Below are 4,303 nucleotides of genomic sequence, written 5' to 3'. Positions count from 1 at the left end.
GATCACGGCGAAGGCGACATCGTCGGCGGCAACACGCCGCCAGTCGATCTGCCGCTGATGATGGGAAACGTCGATGCCCCTGACCGGATATTTGCCGCGGTCCGGAGAAAACGTCTGGAAGTAGGTATAGCCGCCGGCCAGAACGAGGCCCGCCGTGAGCAGACCGGCCGCGCCCCACAAGACGATCCGGTTTTTCAACAGAGACCTATCGCTATTGGTCCGCCCTGCCCGCCGCTATGGCTCCGGGCGTGCGTCGCTCGAAAAGCCAAATCATTGGCTTTTCGTCCGCTTCGCGGACTGCCCCTCACCCTCGCTCCTTCAGCAGCCGGCCCTTCTCGCGCGACCAGTCGCGCTGCTTTTCGGTCTCGCGCTTATCGTGCAGCTTCTTGCCGCGGCCAACGGCGAGCAGCAGCTTGGCACGGCCCTGGTCGTTGAAGTAGATCTTCAGCGGCACCAGCGTCATGCCTTCGCGGTCGACGCTTTGCGCCAGCTTGGCCATCTCGCGCTTGTTGAGCAGCAGTTTGCGGCGGCGGCGTGGCTCGTGGTTGAAGCGGTTGGCCTGCAGATACTCCGGCAAATAGGAGTTGATCAACCAGATCTCGCCACCCTCGACCGAGGCATAGCTGTCCTGGATGTTGGCCTGGCCCTGGCGCAGCGATTTCACTTCGGTACCGGTCAGCACCAGGCCGGCCTCGATCGTGTCGAGCACCTCATAGGAAAACCGCGCCTTGCGGTTTTCCGCAACGGTCTTGTTGTTGGGATCGGCTTTTCTGACTTGATTCATGATGCCGAGAGGTGGCGCCTCATCCCTAATTTATCAAGCCGGCGTGCTTCATCGCCGCGTCGATCTTCTCGGCGGTCGACGGCTCGACCGTCACTAGCGGCGAGCGCAGCACGTTCTCGACTTTGCCCAGCTTTGACAGCGCATATTTCGCGCCGGATACGCCGGGCTCCAGGAAAATCGCCTTGTGCAGCGGCAACAGACGGTCCTGTAGGTCGAGCGCCTTGGCGCTGTCGCCGGAAAGCGTTGCCTCCTGGAATTCAGCGCAGAGCCTGGGCGCGACATTTGCCGTCACCGAAATACAGCCGACGCCGCCATGCGCGTTGAAGCCGAGCGCCGAGGCGTCTTCGCCGGAGAGCTGGATGAAATCCTTGCCGCAGGTGGCGCGCTGCTCCGAAACCCGCTCGACCTTGCCCGTGGCATCCTTGACGCCGACGATGTTCTTGAAGTCGTGCACCAATTGCCCCATCGTCTCCGGGCTCATGTCGATCACCGAGCGCGGCGGAATGTTGTAGATGATGATCGGCAGGCTGGTCGCCTTGGCGACGGCGGCGAAATGCGCATAGAGGCCGCGCTGCGTCGGCTTGTTGTAATAGGGCGTGACGACAAGCGCCGCGTCGGCGCCCGCCTTCTCGGCATACTGGACCAGGCCGACCGCCTCTTCGGTGTTGTTGGAGCCGGCGCCGGCGACGACAGGAACCCGGCCCTTGGCGACCTCGATGCAGACCTTGACGACCTGGCGGTGCTCGTCATGCGACAGCGTCGGCGACTCGCCGGTGGTGCCGACCGGGACCACGCCCGTCGTGCCTTCGGCGATCTGCCAGGCGATAAACGCGCGAAAGGCTTTCTCGTCGAAACGTCCGCTCTTTTCGAACGGTGTAACGAGCGCGGTCAGCGAGCCTCTCAGCATGTCGTCCAACTCCTTGGGACTAGCGCATGACCCCGAAAATCGCAGTCGATTTTCGGAAAGGATCATGCGCCAAATTTAAATTGCTACAGCGTCCTTTGCGCGTCTGAGAAGACGCGCGGCGCTGTAGGTGTTTGTCGTGCGCGCCTTCTAGCCGAAAGCGAAGCGGCGCACCATAGTCTCGACATTGTTGCGCGGCAAGCATTGCGCCGGCAATTGCAATTCGAACGACCTCGATAGGGTTTTCTTTACGGGCCCTTCATCACAGACGAATAGGCTTCAATTCATCTGTGCCTGTTGTAGCGTCGAAGAACGGGGATGACCAAATCCATGCCGACCAGGCGGCCTCATCTTTTCGCGCTTATCGGCGCGATCGTCGCGCTGATTCCCGGCGCCGCGATCGGCAGCAGCGTCGATGTGCAGGTCACGTCGGCGATTCCGATGACGGAGCCGCACAACGATGCGGTGCAGCAGTCTCCGTCCGCCAGCGCCGCGGCGCTGAAGAGCGGTCTCGATGCGCTGGCGGCAAACGACATTCAGCGCGCGCGCCAGGTGCGCGAGGCGCTGCCGGCCAAGTCGCTCGACCGGCACATCCTTGCCTGGGCGATAGCGCTCTATGGCGGCGACCATGTGCCGAGCGGCGACATCGCCGACGCCGCGAAGATGCTGCCGAACTGGCCGGGCACGATCGCCTTGCGCAAGAACAGCGAACGCGCGCTCTATCGCGAGAACCCCACGCCACAGGTCGTAGTGCGGGCGTTCGACGGCAGCCAACCGCTGACCTTCGAGGGCGTGGTGATTCTTGCCCGCTCCTATGTAGCGCTGGGCGATACTAAGGCGGCGCGCTCGGTGCTGTCGCCATTCTGGCGCACCGAAAAGCTCGAAGCCAGGGACGAGGCGGCGGTCATCCGCGAGTTCGGCGCGCTGATCCCGGCCGCCGACCATCGCTTCCGCATGGAGCGAATGTTTTATGCCGACCGGGTCGCTTCGGCGCTGCGCGTCGCCGGTCTCGCCGGCGCCCAGCAATTGGCCGATGCCTGGTCGGCAGTCACCAAAGGCGACAAGAACGCGGCCAAGCTGCTGAAGCCGGTGACGGCAGCGCAGCGGGCGGCCGGCTATCTCTTTGCCGAAGCCGAATATCTGCGCAAGCAACAGAAATTTTCTGACGCCGCCGCGCTGGTGCTGAAGGCGCCGGGCGACCGTGACGCTCTGGTCGATCCGGACGCCTGGTGGGTCCAACGCCGGGTGCTGTCGCGAGAGCTGGTCGACCAGGGCGCCATGAAGACCGCCTACAGAATAGTCGCCGCGCATGCCGCCGAAAGTCCCGCCAATGCCGCCGAGGCGGAATTCCATGCAGGCTGGTACGCGCTGCGCGGCCTCAACGACCCGAGCACCGCCGCCAAGCATTTTGCGCGAATCGCGGAGCTCGCCCAAGGGCCGATGTCGCTGTCGCGCGCATATTACTGGCTCGGCCGCGCCGCCGAAGTCGGCGGCCCCGGCAATGCCAAGGATTATTTCAGCCGCGCTGCAAGCTACGGCACGACCTTTTACGGCCAGCTCGCCGGCGAGCGCGTCGGCCGGCAGACCCTCAACATCGTCTACCCCCAGCCAAGTGCCGCCGACCGCCAGAATTTCGCAACCCGCGAGGCGGTCAGCGCCATCAAGCGGCTGCAGGAGGCTGGCTATGACCGCTATGCCGAAACGCTCTACCGCGATCTTGCCGGGCAGCTGAACAGCCCCGGCGAACTGGCGCTGCTTGCGGTGTTGGCGGAAAGACAAGGCAACCATTTCATGGCGCTGAAGATCGGCAAGATCGCCGGCGCCCGCGGCATCGATGTCGGCGCGCTGTCGCATCCGCTCGGCGTCATTCCCGACACCGCCAACATCTCCGGCTCGGGCAAGGCGCTGGCCTATGCGATTGCCCGCCAGGAAAGCGAGTTCAACATCGGCGCAATCTCCAGCGCCGGCGCGCGCGGGCTGCTGCAACTAATGCCGGGCACCGCCAAGCAATTGGCGAAGAAGGCCGGCATGAGTTTCTCGCAGGCGCGGCTGACCACCGATGCCGGCTACAATGCTACGCTGGGCGCCGCCTTTCTCGGCGAGCAGCTCGGCCGTTTCGACGGCTCCTACGTGCTGACCTTTGTTGGCTACAATGCCGGCCCCACCCGCGCCGCCCAGTGGGTGGCGAAATACGGCGATCCGCGCGGCAAGGACGTCGACGCCGTCGTCGACTGGATCGAGCGGATTCCCTATACGGAAACAAGAAGTTACGTCCAGCGCGTGATGGAGAATTACGAGGTCTACAAGATGCGTATCTCCGGCAAGTACGACATCGTCGGGGATTTGGTGAACGGCCGGGGGTGACGACCGGGCTTCAAGCCACGGCGTATTTTGTTCTTGCTTTGTGCCGGCAGCTATGCTACTAATTTTGGTATGGTGCTGATTGCACCGACGACCCGCCCAACGAGGCGGGTTTTTTGTTTCAGGCTTTGAAGGGTTCCGATGCCGACGTGGAGTTGGCGGGACAGCGCGGGCCTCTCTCCTGCCGGACATCTCCCCCAAGCGCAGGGCAATCGCATTTGGACTCTTACGAAGATGGACCCCCACCCGAACCC

The 4,303-nt window shown here is 63.6% G+C and carries 3 protein-coding genes and 1 pseudogene; 1 reads left to right on the top strand and 3 read right to left on the bottom strand.

What is annotated here, in order from left to right; genetic code table 11:
• From E5W70_RS11630 to dapA, 3 genes and pseudogenes are all read right to left on the bottom strand, one after another.
• A pseudogene (locus E5W70_RS11630) lies at positions 1-198 on the bottom strand (lysozyme); the annotation flags it as partial.
• A 106-nt stretch (positions 199-304) separates the two neighbouring features.
• A complete protein-coding gene (smpB, locus tag E5W70_RS11625; protein WP_023768487.1) occupies positions 305-784 on the bottom strand; it encodes an SsrA-binding protein SmpB in 480 nt (159 codons plus the stop codon).
• Between the two features lie 25 nt (positions 785-809).
• Complete coding sequence (dapA, locus tag E5W70_RS11620) at positions 810-1,691, bottom strand: 4-hydroxy-tetrahydrodipicolinate synthase (RefSeq protein ID WP_292657885.1); 882 nt, start codon at positions 1,689-1,691, stop codon at positions 810-812.
• A gap of 327 nt (positions 1,692-2,018) precedes the next feature.
• Here dapA and E5W70_RS11615 point away from each other — a divergent pair, with 327 nt between their 5' ends.
• Positions 2,019-4,052 (top strand): lytic transglycosylase domain-containing protein, encoded by a 2,034-nt coding sequence (locus E5W70_RS11615; RefSeq protein WP_292658016.1) that lies wholly within the window; start codon positions 2,019-2,021, stop codon positions 4,050-4,052.
• The last annotated feature ends 251 nt before the right edge of the window (positions 4,053-4,303 follow it).

The organism is Mesorhizobium sp., from assembly GCF_005063415.1.
GTDB lineage: Bacteria > Pseudomonadota > Alphaproteobacteria > Rhizobiales > Rhizobiaceae > Mesorhizobium.
The sequence above is the reverse complement of the archived record's forward strand: the minus strand, read 5'-3'. Positions and strand labels throughout refer to the sequence as shown.

What these genes read in the sequence shown, in the direction of transcription:
- smpB (WP_023768487.1), bottom strand. Translation starts at nt 784, where the DNA reads ATGAATCAAGTCAGAAAAGCCGATCCCAACAACAAGACCGTTGCGGAA.
- dapA (WP_292657885.1), bottom strand. Translation starts at nt 1,691, where the DNA reads ATGCTGAGAGGCTCGCTGACCGCGCTCGTTACACCGTTCGAAAAGAGC.
- E5W70_RS11615 (WP_292658016.1), top strand. Translation starts at nt 2,019, where the DNA reads ATGCCGACCAGGCGGCCTCATCTTTTCGCGCTTATCGGCGCGATCGTC.